At 65.8% G+C, this 18,264-nt stretch carries 17 protein-coding genes; 6 read left to right on the top strand and 11 right to left on the bottom strand.

What is annotated here, in order from left to right; all coding sequences use genetic code 11:
• Positions 1-162: 162 nt before the first annotated feature.
• Complete coding sequence (locus P2G62_RS03295; RefSeq protein ID WP_275733442.1) at positions 163-1,761, top strand: phosphoenolpyruvate carboxykinase; 1,599 nt, start codon at positions 163-165, stop codon at positions 1,759-1,761.
• Positions 1,762-1,856: 95 nt separating this feature from the next.
• Positions 1,857-3,461 carry a phospholipase D family protein gene (locus P2G62_RS03290; protein ID WP_275733441.1) on the top strand — a complete coding sequence of 535 codons (1,605 nt, stop codon included), beginning with the start codon at positions 1,857-1,859 and terminating at the stop codon, positions 3,459-3,461.
• Between the two features lie 2 nt (positions 3,462-3,463).
• Here the strand turns inward: P2G62_RS03290 and rnr are convergent, their stop codons facing one another.
• From rnr to dapE, 3 genes are all read right to left on the bottom strand, one after another.
• Positions 3,464-5,722 (bottom strand): ribonuclease R, encoded by a 2,259-nt coding sequence (rnr, locus tag P2G62_RS03285; protein ID WP_275733440.1) that lies wholly within the window; start codon positions 5,720-5,722, stop codon positions 3,464-3,466.
• 91 nt (positions 5,723-5,813) lie between these two features.
• Positions 5,814-6,230 carry a GNAT family N-acetyltransferase gene (locus tag P2G62_RS03280; RefSeq protein WP_275733439.1) on the bottom strand — a complete coding sequence of 139 codons (417 nt, stop codon included), beginning with the start codon at positions 6,228-6,230 and terminating at the stop codon, positions 5,814-5,816.
• Positions 6,227-7,366, bottom strand: coding sequence for a succinyl-diaminopimelate desuccinylase (dapE, locus tag P2G62_RS03275; RefSeq protein WP_275733438.1), 1,140 nt, complete (start codon positions 7,364-7,366; stop codon positions 6,227-6,229). The genes P2G62_RS03280 and dapE overlap by 4 nt, the downstream gene beginning before the upstream one ends.
• Positions 7,367-7,687: 321 nt before the next feature.
• On the opposite strand from dapE, the gene P2G62_RS03270 reads away from it, so the two are divergent.
• The 4 genes from P2G62_RS03270 (at position 7,688) to P2G62_RS03255 (ending at position 12,729) form a co-directional block, all read left to right on the top strand.
• Positions 7,688-9,214: a Hint domain-containing protein gene (locus P2G62_RS03270; protein WP_275733651.1), complete on the top strand. Its 1,527-nt coding sequence runs from the start codon at positions 7,688-7,690 to the stop codon at positions 9,212-9,214.
• A gap of 8 nt (positions 9,215-9,222) precedes the next feature.
• Positions 9,223-10,344 carry a Hint domain-containing protein gene (locus P2G62_RS03265; RefSeq protein WP_275733437.1) on the top strand — a complete coding sequence of 374 codons (1,122 nt, stop codon included), beginning with the start codon at positions 9,223-9,225 and terminating at the stop codon, positions 10,342-10,344.
• 118 nt (positions 10,345-10,462) lie between these two features.
• Positions 10,463-12,127, top strand: coding sequence for an acyl-CoA dehydrogenase family protein (locus tag P2G62_RS03260; RefSeq protein ID WP_275733436.1), 1,665 nt, complete (start codon positions 10,463-10,465; stop codon positions 12,125-12,127).
• Positions 12,128-12,225: 98 nt separating this feature from the next.
• Positions 12,226-12,729 (top strand): GNAT family N-acetyltransferase, encoded by a 504-nt coding sequence (locus tag P2G62_RS03255; protein WP_275733435.1) that lies wholly within the window; start codon positions 12,226-12,228, stop codon positions 12,727-12,729.
• Here the strand turns inward: P2G62_RS03255 and recO are convergent, their stop codons facing one another.
• From recO to P2G62_RS03215, 8 genes are all read right to left on the bottom strand, one after another.
• Positions 12,730-13,452 (bottom strand): DNA repair protein RecO, encoded by a 723-nt coding sequence (gene recO / locus P2G62_RS03250; RefSeq protein WP_275733434.1) that lies wholly within the window; start codon positions 13,450-13,452, stop codon positions 12,730-12,732.
• Between the two features lie 80 nt (positions 13,453-13,532).
• On the bottom strand, positions 13,533-13,868 hold the full coding sequence (locus tag P2G62_RS03245; RefSeq protein WP_275733650.1) for a DUF1491 family protein: 336 nt from the start codon (positions 13,866-13,868) through the stop codon (positions 13,533-13,535).
• Positions 13,861-14,769 carry a GTPase Era gene (gene era / locus P2G62_RS03240; protein WP_275733433.1) on the bottom strand — a complete coding sequence of 303 codons (909 nt, stop codon included), beginning with the start codon at positions 14,767-14,769 and terminating at the stop codon, positions 13,861-13,863. Before era ends, P2G62_RS03245 begins: the two co-directional genes overlap by 8 nt.
• Complete coding sequence (gene rnc, locus P2G62_RS03235) at positions 14,769-15,452, bottom strand: ribonuclease III (protein ID WP_275733432.1); 684 nt, start codon at positions 15,450-15,452, stop codon at positions 14,769-14,771. The genes era and rnc overlap by 1 nt, the downstream gene beginning before the upstream one ends.
• Positions 15,449-16,231 (bottom strand): signal peptidase I, encoded by a 783-nt coding sequence (gene lepB, locus P2G62_RS03230; protein ID WP_275733431.1) that lies wholly within the window; start codon positions 16,229-16,231, stop codon positions 15,449-15,451. Before lepB ends, rnc begins: the two co-directional genes overlap by 4 nt.
• A 57-nt stretch (positions 16,232-16,288) precedes the next feature.
• Entirely contained in the window at positions 16,289-16,690 is a 402-nt protein-coding gene (gene acpS, locus P2G62_RS03225; RefSeq protein ID WP_275733430.1) for a holo-ACP synthase, read from the bottom strand.
• Positions 16,687-17,430, bottom strand: a complete 744-nt coding sequence (locus P2G62_RS03220; RefSeq protein WP_275733429.1) for a pyridoxine 5'-phosphate synthase — start codon at positions 17,428-17,430, stop codon at positions 16,687-16,689. The genes acpS and P2G62_RS03220 overlap by 4 nt, the downstream gene beginning before the upstream one ends.
• Before the next feature lie 123 nt (positions 17,431-17,553).
• Entirely contained in the window at positions 17,554-18,237 is a 684-nt protein-coding gene (locus P2G62_RS03215; RefSeq protein WP_275733428.1) for a DUF2062 domain-containing protein, read from the bottom strand.
• Positions 18,238-18,264 lie beyond the last annotated feature (27 nt).

Below are 18,264 nucleotides of genomic sequence, written 5' to 3'. Positions count from 1 at the left end.
GATGGTTGCGCTAACTGCGTCAAACCTTCCTGTTCCATCACCAAACCGTCATGTTATAGGGGCCACATCTGGTGGGCAGGGCCCGCCGGATCGGTATTCCCATGGCCCGGGGTGCCGGTAGGAACCCAACGAACCGCCGCGCGACGGCATCGGGAGCAACAGATGATCATCGGACGTGTGAACCCGGCGAAACGCCTGGAAGATCAAGGCATCACTGGTCTGGGCAATGTCTATTACAACCTGCTGGAGCCGGCGCTGATCGAAGCGGCGATCAAGCGCGGCGAGGGCACGCTGGGCAAGGGCGGTGCATTCTACTGCTCGACCGGCGCGCATACCGGCCGTTCGCCGAAAGACAAATTCGTCGTGCGCACCCCCGGCGTCGAAGACACGATCTGGTGGGAAAACAACAAGCCGATGGACCCGGCCAAGTTCGACGTCCTTTACGCCGACATGCTCGAGCACATGAAGGGCAAGGATTATTTCGTCGAGGATCTGTTCGGCGGCGCCGACCCCGAACATCGCCTGGACGTGCGTCTGGTGGCCGAACTCGCCTGGCATGGCCTGTTCCTGCGCACCATGCTGCGCCGCCCCGAGCGCGCCGAGCTGGACACCTTCACGCCGGAATGGACGATCATCAACTGCCCCTCGTTCAAGGCCGACCCCGAGCGTCACGGCTGCCGTTCGGAAACCGTCATCGCGCTGAACTTCGACAAGAAGGTCATCCTGATCGGCAACACCGCCTATGCCGGTGAAAACAAGAAGGGCGTGTTCACGCTGCTGAACTACATCCTGCCCGGCAAAGGCATCATGGCGATGCACTGCTCGGCCAACCACGCCATCGGCAACCCCGATGACGCGGCAGTGTTCTTCGGGCTTTCGGGTACCGGCAAGACCACGCTCTCGGCCGATCCGTCGCGCACCCTGATCGGCGATGACGAACACGGCTGGTCGGACAAGGGCATCTTCAACTTCGAAGGTGGCTGCTACGCGAAAACCATCAACCTGTCGAAAGAGGCCGAGCCGGAAATCTACGCCACCTGCTCGATGTTCGGCACCGTGGTCGAAAACATGGTCTTCGACGAGGAAACCCTCGAACTCGATTTCTTCGACAACTCGCTGACCGACAACATGCGCTGCGCCTATCCGCTGCATTACATCTCGAATGCCTCGGAAAACTCGCTGGGTGGCGCGCCGAAAAACGTCATCATGCTGACCTGCGACGCCTATGGCGTGCTGCCGCCGATCGCGCGGCTGACGCCCGCTCAGGCGATGTATCACTTCCTGTCGGGCTTCACCTCGAAGACCCCGGGCACCGAAGTGGGCGTGACCGAGCCGCTGCCGACCTTCTCGACCTGCTTCGGCGCGCCCTTCATGCCGCGCCGCCCCGAGGTCTATGGCAAGCTGCTGCAGGAAAAAATCGCGGCAGAGGGTTCGTCGTGCTGGCTGGTGAACACCGGCTGGACCGGCGGCGCCTTCGGCACCGGCAAGCGGATGCCGATCAAGGCCACCCGCGCGCTGCTGACCGCCGCGCTTGACGGCTCGCTCCATGACGTCGAGTTCCGCAAGGACCCGAACTTCGGCTTCGAAGTGCCGGTCGAGGTGCATGACGTCGACACCAAGCTGCTGAACCCGCGCGACACCTGGGCCGACAAAGACGCCTTCGACGCGCAGGCCGCCAAGCTGGTCAAGATGTTCTCCGAGAACTTCGCCCAGTATCTGCCCTTCATCGACGAAGACGTGAAGGCGGCGGCCATCGGCTGACCCTGACGGACAGTGAACAGCAAGGGGCCGGGTCATTCCCGGCCCCTTTTGCATTGCCCCTTCCCCCATCCCTGCGCTTGTGGCCATAGTGGGCCATGCATCTGTTCCACCCCCTGCTTGTGCTTGGCATCCTGGCCCTGACGGCGCTGGCCGCGGCCGGGCTGACACTGGCCATCGCGCGGATCAGCCATCCGCGCCCGCGCGGCCCGCACCCGCCCAGCACCGCCCTGCCCGCCCCGGCGGGGGGCCGGATTGCCACTGCGCTGGCGGCACGGCTTGCCGCGCATCCCGGCCTGAATGCCCTGCAACTGCTGGGCGATCCGATCACCGCCCTTGCCGCGCGGCTGGCCCTGATCGAGACCGCACAAAGCAGTGTCGATCTGCAATATTACATCTGGCAGAACGACACTGCGGGCGCGCTGATGCTCGACGCGCTGCGCACCGCAGCCAATCGCGGGCTGCGGGTACGCCTGCTGCTGGATGACAACGGAACCGCCGGCCTGGACGAGACCCTGGCCGTCTTCGCCGCCCATCCCAATGTCGAGGTGCGGCTGTTCAACCCCTTCCCGATCCGCCGGGCCCGGGTGCTGGGCTATCTGTCGGATTTCGCGCGCCTGAACCGGCGGATGCACAACAAGGCGATGGTGGTCGATGGCAGCGCCGCGATCCTGGGCGGGCGCAATATCGCGGACGACTACTTCAACCGCTTTGCCCCCGGCGGGCTCTATATGGATCTGGACGTGGCGGTGGCCGGGCCGGTGGTGCCCGAGGTCGCCGCACAGTTCGACCTGTATTGGAATTCGGCGTCCTCGATCCCCGCGCCGCTTCTGTTGCCCCCGGTCAGCCCCGACCGGATCGCCGCGCTGACCGCACAGACCCTTGCCCGCCTGTCGCAGCCCGATGCGACAAGCTATGTCGCGGCGTTGCGCATGGCCAGCACCGCGCCGCCGCTGCTGGCCCCCGATGCCCCGCTGACCTTCGCGCCGGCGCGGCTGCTGTTCGATCCGCCCGAAAAGATCACCGGGCTGTTGCAGGGCAAGAAGATGCTGTGGCGCCACCTGGTCGAGGCCCTGGGCCAGCCGCAATCCGAATTGCTTCTGATTTCGCCCTATCTGGTGCCGACCCGGGTCGGGGTGCAGGCCTTGGGGCGTTTCGCGGAAAGCGGGGTGCGCACGCGCATCCTGACCAACAGCTTCGCCGCCAGCGACGTGCCATTGGTGCATTCGGGCTATGCGCACCGCCGCCGTCCACTGCTGCGGTGCGGTGTCGAACTGTTCGAATACGCCCCCGATGCCGACCCCGTGCATGAACCCGAAGGCCCCAGCGCCTTCCTGGCCGAGTTTGTCGGCCGCCGTATCAAGGGCACCTCGCCGTTTTCGCGCAACAAACTGCACGCCAAGGTCTTTGCCGTGGACCGCACCCGTGTTTTCATCGGGTCGTTCAACTTCGACCCGCGCTCGATGCGGCTGAATACCGAGCTGGGCCTGCTGATCGAGGCCCCCGATATTGCGCAGGGCATTTCCGATGCCTTCGAAACCTATTTTCCAACGCGTGCCTGGCGGGTGACACTCGGTCCTACACACCGCCTGCGCTGGTCACGCCCCGGAAAACCGGATCTGCACCACGAGCCCGGCACCAGCCTGCGCAGCCGTGTGGCCCTGGGCATCGCCCAGCGGCTGCCGATCGAATGGATGCTGTAGCCCTATTTGCGGGTGCGCTTGACCTTGCGGGCAATGCCCCGTTCGCGGGCCTTGAAAGCCGCCGGTTTACGCCCGCGCCGCGGCCCCTTGCCGCCGCCGCGCCCCCCGGCCGGAAGTGCCGCGCCCTCCAGCTCCAGCAGTTCCAGCATCAGCCCCCCGGTCATCGGGATCGCCTCGGCCAGCCGCACCAGAACCCGCTGGCCCACGGAAATCGTCAGCCCGGTATCGGCGCCCATCAGGGTCTGGCTGTCGCGGTCGTAGTGGAAGAACTCGCGCCCGATCTCGCGCACCGGGATCAACCCGTCCGCGCCGGTTTCGTCCAGCTTCACGAAGGCGCCGAATTTCTGCACGCCGCTGATCCGCCCGGTGAATTCCGATCCCACCCGGTCGCTCAGATAGGCGGCCAGATAGCGATCGGTCGTATCCCGCTCGGCCATCATGCTGCGCCGTTCGGTGTCGGAAATCTGTTGGGCGGTTTCTTCCAGCATCTCGATATCCTGCGCCGACAGCCCGTCCTTGCCCCAGCCATGCCCGGCGATCAGCGCGCGATGCACGATCAGGTCGGAATAGCGCCGGATCGGCGAGGTGAAATGCGCATAGGATCGCAGCGCCAGCCCGAAATGGCCCAGGTTCTGCGGGTGGTAATAGGCCTGCGTCATCGACCGCAGCGTGCTGATGTTCAGCAATTCGTCAAACTCGGTGCCCTCGGCCTGCGCCAGCAAGCGGTTCAGATGCGCGGTCTTCAGCACCTGCCCCTTGGCCAGCGTGAACCCCGAGGCCTGCGCCACTTCGCGCAGCGCATCGAGCTTTTCCGGGCTCGGTTCTTCGTGCACCCGATACAGCAGCGGGCGGCGCAGCCGCTCCAGCTCCTCGGCGGCGGCGACATTGGCCAGCACCATGAATTCCTCGATCAGGCGGTGCGCATCCAGACGGTCCTTGAACCGGACCGAGGTCACCTTGCCTTCCTCGCTGATGACGATCTGCCGTTCCGGCAGATCCAGATCAAGCGGCTGGCGCGCCGCCCGCGCCCGGGCCAGCGCGTGATAACAGGCAAACAGCGGTTCGATGATCTCGGCCACCAAGGGCGCGGTCTTGGCATCGGGCGCGCCGTCATGCGCGGCCTGCACCTGCCCGTATTCCAGCGAGCCGACCGAATTGATCACGCCGCGCGTGAACCGATGGCTCAGCTTGTTGCCCGCGCTGTCGATCTTCATGCGCACCGCCAACACCGCGCGCGGCACATGTTCATGCAAGCTGCACAGATCGCCCGACAGGCGGTCGGGCAGCATCGGCACCACGCGGTCGGGGAAATAGGTCGAATTGCCCCGCTTGCGCGCCTCGCGATCCAACGCCGAACCCGGCGTGACGTAATGCGCGACATCGGCAATCGCGACCCACAGGATATGCCCGCCCTCGTTGGCCGGGTCGTCGTCGGGCATGGCCAGACAGGCATCGTCGCGGTCGCGCGCATCGGCGGGGTCGATGGTGACGAAGGGCAGATCGGTCAGATCCTCGCGCCCCTCGAACCCGGCGGGCACGGCCGCATCAGCCTCGGCCACCACCGCGTCGGGGAAATCGTCGGGGATGCCGTGCTGGTGAATCGCGATCAGCGACACGGCGCGCGGCGCGCTCGGGTCGCCCAGCCGCTCGATCACCCGGGCGCGGGGCAGGCCCATGCGGCCCTTCGGGCCCATCTGTTCAGCCTCGACCAGCTCGCCGTCGCGGGCGTCGAAGGTCGCGCCCGGCGGCACCAGCCAGTCCTTGTCGGCGCCCTTGTCGATCGGCGTGATCCGCCCGCCCTCGGCCGATTTTCGGAAGATCCCCACAACGCGATGCGCGGCCACGCCGATCTTGCGGATCAGCCGGGCTTCGTAATCATGCGCCTCGCCTGAAACCTCGGCGATCCGGGCCAGAATCCGGTCGCCTTCGGCCAGCGCCACATCGGCGGCACGCGGCACGAACAGGATGCGCGGTTCGGGACCCTCGCCATTCCATTCCACGGCCCGCGCCCATTGGTCGCCCGCATCATCGGGCGCCAGGATCTGCAGCACCGACACCGGCGGCAGCTTGGCGGCATCGTGATAGGTGCTGCGCCGCCGTTCCAGCGTGCCTTCGGCTGCCATTTCCTTCAGCAGGCGCTTCAGCTCGATCCGGGCAGAGCCCTTGATCCCGAAGGCCTTGGCAATGTCACGTTTCGCCCCGGCGCCGGGATGATCGGCAAGCCAGGCAAGGATTTGGTCTTTGGTCGGGATCTGGGTCATGGCCCTGCCTATCATGGCCTGCGCGGGGCGTCACGCGGGGAAAGCGGGGGCCAGCCCCCGCCCCCCCGGAGTATTTGCACCAACAAGAAGATCAGAGGGGTTTCTCCATGTCACGGTGCGGGATGCCCGCATCGTCATAGACCGGACCACAGACGGTGAAGCCCAGCTTTTCATAGAACGGGATCGCGTGGACCTGCGCGCCGAGCTTGGCACTGGTGCAGCCAAGCGCCCTGAGCCGGGTGCAGCCTTCGGCGATCAGTGCCGCGCCAAGCCCGGTGCCGCGCGCGGGTTTCAGCACGCAGACCCGGCCGATCTTGCCGATATCGCCCCGATGCAACAGCCGCGCGGTGCCAACCGCCCGGCCCGCATCCAGCGCCAGCAGATGCACCGCTTCGCCATCCAGATCGTCCCATTCGTCGGCCTCGGGCACGCCCTGTTCGTCGATGAAAACCGCCCGGCGCAGCGCATGGCAGGCCGCCAGATCCGTCGTTTCGATGATTTCGGTCACGCGAAATACTCCTGCAGGATGCGGGCGTAGATGGATTTCAACTGGGTGATCTGTTCGACCGGAACACGTTCGTCCACCTGATGCATCGTCCGCCCGACAAGGCCGAATTCCAGCACCGGGCAGTGATCCTTGACGAAACGCGCGTCCGACGTGCCGCCCGAGGTCGAGAGTTCGGGTTTGATCCCGGTTTCGGCCTCGACCGCGCGGGCGACGAGCGCCACAAAATCGCCCGGCGGGGTCAGGAAGCTTTCGCCCGAGACCTCGGTCGTCAGGGTGAAGGTGACACCGGTTTCGGCTTCGACCCCGGTGATCAGGGTTTTCGCCCAAGCCTCGATGTTAGCGCTGGTGTGGGCGTCGTTGAAACGGATGTTGACGGTGGCAGTTGCGCGCGCCGGGATCACGTTATTGGCCGGATTGCCACAATCAATCGTGGTGATCTGCAACGTGCTGGCGTCGAAATGATCGGTGCCGTGGTCCAGCGGTTCGGCCGTCATCCGGCCCAGCAGATCGACCAGCGCATGCAGCGGGTTCTTGGCGCGGTGCGGATAGGCGGAATGGCCCTGCACGCCCGCCGCCTCGAGGTAGAAGGTCATCGAGCCGCGGCGCCCGATCTTCATCATCTGGCCCATCGTGTCGGGGCAGGTCGGCTCCCCAACCAGGCAGACCGACATCGCCTCGCCCTCGGCATCCATCCAGTCCAGCAGCGCGCGGGTGCCATCGCGGCCCGCGCCTTCCTCGTCGCCGGTGATGGTCAGCACGATCGCCCCCGCAGGCGGGGTGGCGGTCACGAAATCCACCGCCGCCGCGACGAAGGCCGCAACGCCCGATTTCATATCGGTCGCACCGCGCCCCCACAGCTCGCCACCGTGAATTTCGCCGCCGAAGGGATCATGGGTCCAGGCCTTGCCATCCCCCACCGGCACCACATCGGTATGGCCGTTGAAGCCGAAGGTATTCACCCCCTTGTCGCCCCAGCGGGCAAACAGGTTGGGGATGCCGTTGCGATCGACCCGCGTGCAGGAGAACCCCGCCGCCGAGAGCACCCCTTCCAGCAACTGCAATGCCCCGCCTTCAGAGGGCGTCACCGAGGGGCAACGGATCAGCTCGGCGGTGAGTTTGACGGGATCGAGGCTCATGGCGGCTCCTTGTGATGGATGCTCAAGGCTTAGCTCCGGGCGCAGGGCGACACAACAGAGGTGTTGCCCCGGGAGCACCCTGACCGGCCCCGCGCGCCAATCGTGAACAAAACGGTTCCCTCAGGGCGTAAATGCTGCATAGTATTGAGAAAAATAAAGTCCCGAGGCAGGGCAACACGAGCAGGGTCAACGCACCCACATTAAACCAGAGGCCAGGATCGGCAGATCCTGTAGCAGTGTTTGCACTGCCTCCAACATATGGAGGCGGACGTGCCCACAGCGCGTGAGTTGACCTATAACACGAACGCCTCGGCCATGCAGATGGCCGAAACGATTTTCGGTGATGGCGTCACTGTCGTGGGGGCGTCCTATACCGGCGACAGCCGGTCCTCGGCGATCTATTCCAATGGCGATGCGCTCTCGCCCGATGCGACGCCGGGCGACACCGGGGTGATCCTGTCGACCGGCTATGCGACCAGCTTTACCAACTCGCGCGGCGATGTGAACACATCGGCCAGCACCTCGACCAATACCGCCGGGGTAAACAACAACGCCGATTTCAATGCCGTCGCGGGCGCCAGCACCTATGACGCGGCCTGGCTGGATGTGGATTTCATCCCCACCGGCGATACGATGACGATCTCGTTCACCTTCGCCTCGGACGAATATCCCGAATACATCAACTCGATCTACAACGATGTCGTCGGCGTCTGGGTCAACGGGTCGTTTGTCGAGCTGGGCGTGGGCAACGGCAACACCTCGGTCCTCAACGTCAACAGTCAGAACAACGAAAACCTCTACGTCTCGAATACGGGCGATGCCTATAACACCGAGATGGACGGTTTCACCGTGACCATGTCGCTCACCTTCCCGGTCAATCCGGGCGAGGTGAACTCGATCCGCATCGGCATCGCCGACACCTCGGATTCGAACTATGACTCGAACCTGCTGATTGCCGCCGACAGCGTGCAGACCGTGCTGATCGCCAATGACGATACGGTGCGCATCGACCCGGGCAGCAGCCGCACGGTGGATGTGCTGAGCAACGATTCGAACGCGACCGGCGGCGCCCTGACCATCACCCATATCAACGGTGTCGCGGTCAGCGCGGGCGATACCGTCGCCCTGGCCTCGGGCGAGCGGGTCACGCTCAACGCCGATGGCACGCTGACGGTGCAGACCGACGCCGAGGAAGAAACCGTCAACTTCACCTACGAGGTGCAAAGCGCGGATGGCCACACCGATATCGGTTTCGTCACGGTCGAGGTGGTGCCCTGCTTCACCGCGGGCACCCGGATCGCCACGCCGGACGGGTTGCGTGCCGTCGAGACCCTGCGCCCCGGCGATCTGGTTCTGACGCAGGACGACGGGCCGCAGCCCCTGCGCTGGATCGGGCGGCGGCAAGTGGCGGCTGAAGGGGCGCTGGCGCCGGTGCGTATTCAGGCCGGGGCGTTTGGGGCGCATGGCGATCTGCTGGTTTCGGCGCAGCACCGTGTGCTCGTGCGCGATCCGCTGGCCGAACTGCTGTTCGGCGAGCCGGAAATCCTGGTCGCGGCCAAGGATCTGGTCAATGGCCGCACGGTCCAGATCGCGGCGGGCGGCACGGTGGAGTATGTCCACATCCTGTTCGACCGCCATCAGGTGGTGTTTTCCGAGGGGCTCGCCACTGAAAGCTTCCTGCCCGGGCCGCATGTTCTGGGCGCGATGGAGGCTGCGGTGCAGGCCGAGATCTGTGCGATTTTCCCCGAGATCGACCCGAAGACCGGCGCGGGCTACAGCCCGGCGGCGCGGCGCATGTTGCGCAGCTTCGAGGCTCGGCTCTGGTCCGAACTCTCGGCTGCGGCATAGGGGGGCGGATGCAGACTCAGCCACAACCCCACGCCGGATGGTTTGCCGCGCATCTGCCGGATGAAGGCGCGCTGACGCTGGCCCCGCGCGCCCTGCCCGCCCTGTTGCCACAGGGCAGCCTGATGCTCGAATTCACGCTGATGCGTGGCGAGGCCGAGTTGCCGCCGCTGCTCCATCTGGCGCGGGCGGGCACGCAGCCGCGCTTCTTTTCGCTGGGTTTTACCGGACAGGGGCACATCAGCCTGCTGCAACGCCACGGGGCAGAGTTTCACGCGATTTCGCTGGATGCGACGGATGCGTTGGCGGCAGGCGGCCGGATGCGGCTCAGCTGGCGTTGGGACGCAGTGCGGGGCGAAAGCCTGCTGACGCTGGAATCGCTGGATGCGGGCACCCTGCGGCAACGGGCGGGCACCGACCCGCTGCCGATGCCGCGCGACGATCTGCTGGCGCTGTGCGCGGGCGAAGGCCCGGGGGGCGACGCGCGGATCGGACCGCGGGTCGACTGGCTGGCCCTGGGCGATCATCTGCACCCGCTGGGCCCCGCCGCCTGCTTTGCGCCTTCCACGCCGCTGCAAACGCCCCAGGGCCTGCGCCCGGCAGGCAGCCTGCGTGCGGGCGACTGGGTCGAAACCGTCGATGCCGGGCCGCAGCAGGTGCTCTGGTCGGGCCGCGTCAGCCTGCCTGCGCTTGGCAATCTGCGCCCGGTGCGGCTCAGCGCACCGTCCTTCGGCGAAACCCACGATCTGTGGCTGCTGCCGCAGCATCGCGTGGCCCTGTCCGGCCCGGCCGTCGAATATATCTTCGGCGAGGATGAGGTGCTGGTCGAGGCCCGCCATCTGGTCGACGGGTGCAGCGCGTTGCAACCCGACCGCCCGAACGTGCTGGGCTGGCACGGTATCTTGCTGGCCGATCACCACCTGCTGATCGCCGACGGCTGCCGCATAGAAAGCCTGAACACCGGGCGGCTGGCGCGCCAGCCTGCATTGGCCGCAACAACGGCGCTTGCGGATCTGGCGCGCACGGGCACCCTGCCCGAACACCGCCACCCCGCGCGGCGCGTGCTGTCGGGCTACGAGACGATGACGCTGGCAGCGGTTCGCGCCCAAGGCCGTGGTCCCGTGGCGGCCTGAGCCGCAGGCGCCAAATTCCTGCGACACATTCGATCCGGCAGCGGCAGTCTCACGAATTTTTATTGCGCTGCGGGTGCAAAGTGCCTAAGCACGGTGCAACCGAAAAAGGAACCGATTCATGGCGCATGATGGGGCTGATATGACCAAGACCGTTCTTCTGACCGACCTGCTGGCCTTGACCGAGGCCGCCCTGCCCGAAGTGGCCAAACTGACCGCCGATGCCACCGAAGCGCTGCGCGCGCTGGTCACTGTCAACGGCAAGATTTCCGCCGCGGCGCTGGAAGCGAACCAGTTCGCCGCCCATGCCCTGTCCTGGCTGACCACCTATAACCAGTCGCTGATCCAGCTGCGCGGCTGGGCCGGTCGGCTGGCCGAAACCGGCCAGTTCGGCGAGATGGAAAGCCTGATCCTGCAAATCGGTTTTGGTGAATATCTGGCGCAGATCCAGGGCGGCATTCCGATGTCGCAGGGCGAAACCGCCCGTCTGGCCGATCTGGGCGTCAGCTGGACCCCGGGCGCCGAAGCCGCCGCCCTGATCGCTGGCGGCAACACGCAGGCCGCGCGGATGGCGCTGGTCGCGCAGATGCAGGACAATCAGGGCCGTGCGCTGTTCGGCGCCTCGGGTCTGGACGAAGAGCTGGAAATGATCCGCGATCAGTTCCACCGCTATGCGGAAGAACGCGTCATCCCCTTCGCCCATGAATGGCACCTGAAGGACGAGCTGATCCCGATGGAAACCATCGAGGAACTGGCCGAACTGGGCGTCTTCGGCCTGACGATCCCGGAAGAATACGGCGGGCTTGGCCTGTCCAAGGCCTCGATGGTGGTGGTGACCGAGGAACTGTCGCGCGGCTATATCGGCGTGGGCAGCCTTGGCACCCGCAGCGAAATCGCGGCGGAACTGATCCTGTGCGGCGGCACCGAGGAACAGAAACAGAAATGGCTGCCGGGTCTGGCCTCGGGCGAGATCCTGTCGACCGCGGTCTTCACCGAACCGAACACCGGCTCGGACCTTGGCAGCCTGCGCACCCGCGCGGTCAAGGATGGCGACGACTGGGTCGTGACCGGCAACAAGACCTGGATCACCCACGCACAGCGCACCCATGTGATGACGCTGCTGGCGCGCACCGACCCGAACACCACCGATTACCGCGGGCTGTCGATGTTCCTGGCCGAAAAGACGCCCGGCACCGACGACAACCCGTTCCCGACGCCCGGCATGACCGGCGGCGAGATCGAGGTTCTGGGCTATCGCGGCATGAAGGAATACGAGCTGGGCTTCGACGGTTTCCGCGTGAAGGGCGAAAACCTGCTGGGCGGCGAAGAGGGCAAGGGCTTCAAACAGCTGATGGAGACCTTCGAGTCGGCCCGCATCCAGACCGCCGCGCGCGCCGTTGGCGTGGCCCAGGCCGCCTGCGAGATCGGCATGCAATATGCCATCGACCGCAAGCAATTCGGCAAATCGCTGATCGAATTCCCGCGCGTCGGCGGCAAGCTGGCGATGATGGCGGTGGAAATCATGATCGCGCGGCAGCTGACCTATTTCTCGGCCTGGGAAAAAGACCACGGTCACCGCTGCGATCTGGAGGCCGGCATGGCGAAACTGCTGGGCGCCCGCGTGGCCTGGGCTGCGGCCGACAACGCGCTGCAGATCCACGGCGGCAACGGCTTCGCGCTGGAATACGCGATTTCGCGCATCCTGTGCGACGCGCGCATCCTCAATATCTTTGAAGGTGCAGCCGAAATTCAGGCGCAGGTCATCGCCCGCCGCCTGCTGGGCTGATCCTGAAGCAAACGACGCGAAAACGGGGCCTTCGGGTCCCGTTTTCCATTGCGCCCGCCCCGCGTTCAGGAAATCTTGCCCGAAAACAGGAGAGCGCCATGATCCGCCCAGCCACCCCCGCAGATGCCCCGGAACTTGCCGCGATCTATAATGACGCGGTGCGCAACACGACCGCGATCTGGAACGAGGTCGAGATCGACGCCCAGAACCGCATCGACTGGATCGCGGCGCGGCAAGGCGCCGGTCTGCCGGTGCTGGTGCTGGTCGAGGCGGGCGCCGTGGTGGGCTATGCCAGCTATGGCCCGTTTCGCGCCTTCGACGGCTATCGCGGCACCGTCGAGCATTCGGTTTATATCCGGTCGGATCTGCGCGGCGGCGGGCGCGGGCGCGCGCTGATGCAGGCGCTGATCGCCGAGGCGCGCGCGGCGGGGTTTCATGTGCTGGTCGGCGCCATCGAAGCGGGCAATGCGGCCTCGATCGCGCTGCATGAAAAGCTGGGCTTCACCCATGTCGGGCAGATGCCGCAGGTCGGCCAGAAGTTCGGCAAATGGCTGGATCTGGCACTGATGCAACTGATGCTGGACAATCGGCCCGCGCCCTGATCAGCCCAGCCGGGCAATCCCGTCAATCAGCCGGTTGCGGGCCTCTGGCAGGGCGCGGTGGCTGTGCTCGGCGGCGAAGCGTTCCAGAAAATGCCCGGAAATCCGCAGCCCCTGCCCGATTTCGACCAGTGTCGCGGGCCCCTGCCCCAGCAGACAGGGCGGCAAGGGCAGCAGGCGCGGCGCCCAGTCGCCTGCCCCCGCACGGCTGACCGCGCGGCCCGTTTTCGGGCTGACGAAGGCCAGATCGTCGCGCGTGCCGGTCACCGCGCAGCGGCTCAGGTCAAGCCCGACCCCCAACTCGTCCAAGAGCGCAATTTCCCAGTGCAGGTAGTCGACGATCCAGCCGGGATGGGCCGCCGCGATCACCTCGAACAGCGGTTCGGTCGCGGCATAAAGCGCGGGGTGCGGCGCGCGTTCGGGCAATGCGAAGGCCAGCAGCGCACAGACCGCATTCAGCCCCAGCAGCGCCATCCGGTCCGACATCGCCCCCGCGCGCGAGCGCAGCGGCTCGACCATGTAGGTGCCGAGCTGGTCATGCAATCTGGCGCGCCAGACAACCGCGACATGGCTGCCCGGCTGCAACGCCGCCGCCATCTTGCGCGAGGCACCGCCGCGCACCACCCCGGCATGACGGCCGTGGCCTTCGGTGAACACCTCGATGATCGCCGAGGTTTCGCCATGCGGGCGCAGCGAAAGAATTGTGCCGTGATCTTGCCAGTCCATGCCTTGCCCGGGTGGTGAGGCCGGGGGTTTTGCACCCCCGGACCCCCGCAGGATATTTGGACCAGAAAGAAAGGGGAAGCTCAGTCGTTCAGACCGTCTTCGTCCAGAAGGGTGCGGCCGTCGCGACTTTCGACCTCGATCACCCAGAGATCGGGGTCGAAGCCCCGCTGGCGGCGGATCGAGGCATCGACCTCGGGCTCCGCACCTTGCGACTGCAGCGTCCAGCGGTGGCTGTCGGATTGCCAGTCGAAACCGCGGCTCCACAAGCTGGCCTGACCGTCGAGCGTGGCGCATTTCACCATGACCGCGCCGGAATCCGGTTGGCCGCGCGCCACGACGTAGCCGGGAATCGCGTTCATTTCCAACCGCTTGAGATAAGCGCGCACCCAGAATTCGGTGCGCAGCCGCTCAGTCACCATCTTTGAAATCGAGGCCCATTTCCGAATAGCGCTCGGCCTCTTCCAGCCAGTTCGGGCGCACCTTGACCTGCAGGAACAGATGCACCGGACGGCCCAGGAATTCGGACAGCTCGGCGCGCGCGGCGGTCGAGATCGCCTTGATCGTCTCGCCACCCTTGCCCAAAACGATGCCCTTGTGGCCGTCGCGCATCACATAGATCAGCTGGTCGATCCGGGTCGATCCGTCGGGACGGTCTTCCCATTTCTCGGTTTCCACCGTCAGCTGATAGGGCAGTTCCTCGTGCAGGCGCAGGGTCAGCTTCTCGCGCGTGACCTCGGCGGCGATCTGGCGCATCGGCAGATCGGCGATCTGGTCCTCGGGGTAGAACCACGGCCCGTTCGGCAATTCCCCGGCCAGCCATTCGCGCAGATCGTCGACGCCATGCCCGCGCTCGGCCGAGATCATAAAGGTCTTGGCGAAGGGGTATTCCGCATTCATCCGCTGCGCCAGATCCAGCAGCACCTCGGCCTTGACGCGGTCGATCTTGTTGATCGCCAGCGCGACTGGTTGCTCGCCGCCGCGTTCCTTCAGCGCGGCGATGATCGCCTTCACGCCATCGGTCAGGCCGCGATGCGCCTCGATCAGCAGAACGATGATGTCGGCATCCGAGGCCCCGCCCCAGGCCGCGGTGACCATCGCCCTGTCCAGGCGACGACGCGGGCGAAAGATGCCGGGCGTGTCGACGAAAACGATCTGGGCTTGGCCTTCCATGCACACGCCGCGGATGCGGGCGCGCGTGGTTTGCACCTTATGCGTCACGATCGACACCTTGGCGCCGACCATCCGGTTCAGAAGGGTGGATTTTCCGGCGTTCGGTTCGCCGATCAGGGCCACGAAGCCCGCTTTTGTCTCGGTCATCAGGAGCCCTCCATACGGCTCAGAAGTGCCTTGGCGGCGGCCTGCTCGGCCTGCCGTTTGGCCCCCGCGGTGGCGCGTTCGGCCTCGCCCGAGGCAAGCTGTGCCTCGATGGTGAAGACGGGGGCATGATCGGGCCCTTCGCGGGTGATTGTCACATATTTCGGCGGCGGCAGGCCGCGCGCCTGCGCCCATTCCTGCAGGCTGGTTTTGGCATCGCGTGCGTCTTCCTCGACCGCGTCGATCCGGCGACCCCACAGCCGCAGGATCAGCGCCCGCGCGGTTTCGAACCCGGCATCCAGATAGACGGCGGCGATCACCGCCTCCATCGCATCGCCCAGCAATGCCTCTTTGCGGCGCCCGCCGGTCATCATTTCCGACCGGCCGAGTTTGAGCACCGCGCCCAGGTCGATCTGGCGCGCCACATCAGCGCAGGCTTCCTTGCGCACCAGCGCATTGAAGCGCGGCGCGAGTTGTCCCTCGGAGGCGGATTTGTCGGCCGAGAACAGCGCCTCTGCCATGGTCAGGCCCAGCACCCGGTCGCCCAGAAACTCCAGCCGCTGGTTGTCGGGCCGCGACGGTGTCGAGATCGACGAATGGGTCAGCGCGCGCAACAACAGTTCAGGGCGGCTGAACTCGTGCCCCAGACGGCCCATGAAGGCCTGTATATCGCCGGAAATCTTCACTCGATCCCCTTGAAGAAACGCTCCGGGCGCCAGGTCCAGAAGAAGAACAGCGACCGCCCCGCCGCCGAGAACATCACCCGGTCTGCCCGCCCGATCAGGAACTCGGCCGGCACAAACCCGAGCCCGCCCGACGCCGCCGGGAACCGGCTGTCTTCGGAGTTGTCGCGGTTGTCGCCCATGAAGAAATACTGCCCTTCGGGAACGGTGAAGACCGGCGTGTTATCGGCCACCCAAGTATCGCTGATGTTCAGGATCGAATGGGTCACACCATTGGGCAGCGTTTCGAGTTTGCGCGATTTCACGCAAAGGCCACCCTGCCCCACCGGGTCATTCTCGCAGCGCGGCTTGGAGCCCTGCGGCCCCTGCAGTTCCATGACTTCCTCGAACTTGCCGCCATCGGCCAGTTTCACCGGGGTGCCGTTGATCTGCAGCACGCCGTCGATCACCTGAATCGTGTCACCCGGCAGGCCGATCACACGCTTGATGAAATCGACGCCACGGGTCGGGTGACGAAACACCACGACATCGCCGCGCTCGGGTTCGGAACCGAACAGCCGCCCCTCGATCGGGCAGGCCGAGAACGGGCAGGAGTGCTTCGAATAGCCATAGGCCATCTTGTTGACGAACAGGAAATCGCCGATCAGCAGCGTGTCCTTCATCGAGCCCGAGGGAATCCAGAACGGCTGAAAGAACAGCGTGCGGAACACGCCCGCAATCAGCAGCGCCCAGACCACGGTCTTGACCGTCTCGACGATGCCGTTTTCCGACTTGCTTGCCATTATCTGCCCGATCCTTGTGAAATTTCCCGCCTTCCTTGGCCCGGCTGCGCCCCCGAGTCAAGGAAGCGCGCGCGCCTCGATGACCACGAAGGCTTGAGCCCAGGGGTGATCGTCGGTCAGCGTGACATGCACGATCGCCTCATGGCCCGCGGGCGTCATCTGCGCCAGCCGGTCGGCCGCCCAGCCCGTCAGATGCATCACCGGCTGGCCGGTCGGCAGGTTGGTGACCGCCATGTCCTTCCATGAAATCCCCATGCGCAGCCCGGTGCCCAAGGCCTTGGAACAGGCCTCTTTCGCGGCCCAGCGTTTGGCATAGGTGCCCGCCACATCGGCCCGGCTTCCGGCCTTGGCCTGTTCGGTCGGGGTAAAGACCCTGTTGCGAAACCGATCGCCATGACGCGCCAACACCCCGGCGATGCGGTCGATATTGGCAAGGTCGGACCCGATCCCCAGGATCATGCCCGCGCCGCATCCATCAGACGGCGCATTTCGGCAATCGCGGGCCCAAGCCCGATGAACACCGCTTCGGCGATCAGGAAATGGCCGATGTTCAGCTCGCGGATCTCGGGGATGGCGGCGATCGGCGCCACGGTTTCAAACGTCAGGCCGTGGCCCGCGTGAACCTCCAGCCCCAGACTGTGGGCATAGGCCGCGCCTTCGCGCAGGGCGGCAAGTTCGGCGTCGCGCTCGGCAAAGCGGCCTTCGTAATGCAGGTCGCAATAATGGCCGGTGTGCAGCTCGACCACCGCCGCGCCGATCCGGGCCGAGGCCGCGATTTGCGCCGCATCATGGCCGATGAACATGGACACCCGCGCGCCCGCATCGCGCAGCGGCGAAACATAAGCCGCCAGCCGCGCCTCGTCGCCGGCCACATCCAAGCCGCCTTCGGTCGTGCGCTCCTCGCGTTTTTCGGGCACCAGGCACACCGCATGCGGCCGCGTGGCCAGCGCGATTTCCTGCATTTCCGCAGTCGCGGCCATTTCGAAATTCAGCGGAATGCCGATCCCGGCCTTCAGCGCGGCCATATCGGCGTCGCGGATATGGCGGCGGTCTTCGCGCAGATGCGCGGTGATGCCGTCCGCCCCCGCAGCCTCGGCCAGAAGCGCCGCGCGCAACGGGTCGGGATAGGCCGAGCCGCGCGCGTTACGGATCGTGGCGACATGGTCGATGTTGACGCCAAGACGCAAAGGTTTGGACATGGGAGACTCCGCGTTGTTTGGCGCGAGTATGCGCGAGCGGGGCGGCAGATTGAAGGGGCAGCGCAGCGCCGCGGCCGGTATTTATACCCGGCAGCGGCCGCCTTGGCCCGCAAGGTCAGGCACTCAGGCCTCGGGGCCAGTTTTATCCAGCCGGGCTGCGTCCTTGCGTTCGTCCCGCTTGGCGTGCAGCTTGGCCCGCAGCTTTTCCAGCCGCTCTTTCAGCCGTGTGCGGCGCCGCTTCTGATAGGCGTCGATCAGCGGCAACGAGATATAATAGCACGCCAGCCCGCAGACGATGCCCGGCAGCAGCCCGCCCACCAGATACGGCAGCCAGACATCTTCGAAAAACTGCGCCAGCCCCGACCATTCCGCATGGCCATGGGTAAAAAGCGCCACGACATTGTGTTTCAGATCCGCCCCGGCCGCCAGAAAGGCATCGGCCACCCCGCCGATGCGATGCATTCCCGGCGCATGGCCCAGGATCATGTGGCCCAGTTTCAGCGAGGTGACCGCGATCACCGGAAAGGTGATCGGATTGCCGAAAAACGTGGCCAGCAACGAGGCCAGCACATTACCGCCCAAGAGCCAGGCGATCGCCGCCGCGCCGAAGAAATGCCCGCCGAAGAACGGCGTGAACGAGATGAACACCCCCGCGAAGATCCCGCGCGCGATCCGATGCGGCTGATCGGGCAGACGATGGATCCGGTGCTTGATATAATGAAACCCACGCGCCCAGCCGCGCCGTGGCCAGACGGCTTCGCGCAGCGTCACCAGCCAGGATCGCTTGTCGCGCCGTTTGAAAACCACCGTCTATCCTTCCACCCGATCAGGGTC

Origin of the sequence: Paenirhodobacter sp. CAU 1674, assembly GCF_029222945.1 — a bacterium.
Classification (GTDB): domain Bacteria; phylum Pseudomonadota; class Alphaproteobacteria; order Rhodobacterales; family Rhodobacteraceae; genus Rhodobacter.
The sequence above is the reverse complement of the archived record's forward strand: the minus strand, read 5'-3'. Positions and strand labels throughout refer to the sequence as shown.